The sequence below is a fragment of the Streptomyces sp. 13-12-16 genome, assembly GCF_002114215.1.
Taxonomy (GTDB): domain Bacteria; phylum Actinomycetota; class Actinomycetes; order Streptomycetales; family Streptomycetaceae; genus Streptomyces.
In genome coordinates this window covers 1-1,088 of record NZ_NCTE01001312.1, presented here as the reverse complement: position 1 = coordinate 1,088, position 1,088 = coordinate 1, and the positions used below count along the sequence as shown (strand labels likewise).

Genomic DNA, 1,088 nt, shown 5'->3' with positions numbered 1-1,088 from the left:
GCCGGGGACGGCGGGTCCGCCGCCGAGACCCCGCCGGTCCAGTCGACCGCGACGGTCTTGGTGAAGACGGAGGACATGCCGAACGCGACACCGGACGCGGTGGCCAGCAGGATGCTGCGCACCGCGGGATGCCGGTGCGCGGCGCGGGCCGCGACCATCAGCGCCACGACCGCCCCGGCCGTCCCCAGCGCCGCCGCCACCCGCTGCGCGGTGTCCAGCGACTGCGCGTCGGACGCGCCGACCAGGGAGAGCAGTCCCGCGAGGCCCACCGTCGCCATGATGGCGCCGCGCCACGCGGTCGCCCCGGCCTTCCGGCCGACGAACAGCGCGGCCATGGGCAGGGCGAAGACGATGGTCAGCGCGCCCAGGGGCTGGACGAGGCTGAGGGGGCCGTAGGCGAGCGCCACCACGTGGAGCAGTCCGCCGAGGCCGTTGAGCGCGACCGCCGCCCACCAGCCCGGCCGGCGCAGCGGTGCGTACTGCTGCGCGCCGGGCGAGGAGACCGCGACCTGCTCCTGCACGATCGCCCCTCCGGCGTACGCCACGGCAGAGACGAACGACAGCAGCACGGACAACGCGAGGGCGCTCATCGGCTGCTCCTCTGCGTGAGGCCGGGGCGGTGGGCCCGGCACGGCGAACGGTCGGCTTCCATAACCAACACGATGCCGTGTCAGAGTGTTCCCGTCGTCGTCCCTGAGCACCCAATGAGTCCTACTGCCGATGGAGTACGACGGCGCCCCCGTCATCCCCAGGGTGGGTGCCCCGGGGTGGTGGGCCCCTGGTCGCGACCCCTAGGGGCCTTGGTACTACTGCACGTCGTGGACCTCGACCCGTCTCTCACCGCCCTTCACCGCCTCGGTGGTTTCTTCGTCCTGCGCACAGCGGGAGTGGCCGACCGCCGCCTGCCCACGCTCGCCCAGGCATACGGACCGCGACCCCCGGATGTTCAGGGCGACTTCCTGACCTCGCGGGTCCGCCGGGTCGCCGGCGTCCTGCGCACCGACGAGGCGAGGGTCGCCGCGTCGGTGGCCCAGCAGGGGCTCGCCGCCCGCCTGTGGTCCGTGGCCCTCGGCTCCGCCGCCCTGTAC

The 1,088-nt window shown here is 74.3% G+C and carries 1 protein-coding gene and 1 pseudogene; one reads left to right on the top strand and one right to left on the bottom strand.

The genetic code is table 11. The features are described from left to right. The coding region (locus B7767_RS40335) for a DMT family transporter (protein ID WP_306298050.1) at positions 1 to 590 on the bottom strand (590 nt) is incomplete at its 3' end. A 228-nt stretch (positions 591 to 818) separates the two neighbouring features. Here B7767_RS40335 and B7767_RS40330 point away from each other — a divergent pair. Continuing rightward, positions 819 to 1,088 (top strand): annotated as a pseudogene (locus B7767_RS40330) (ferric iron reductase); the annotation flags it as partial.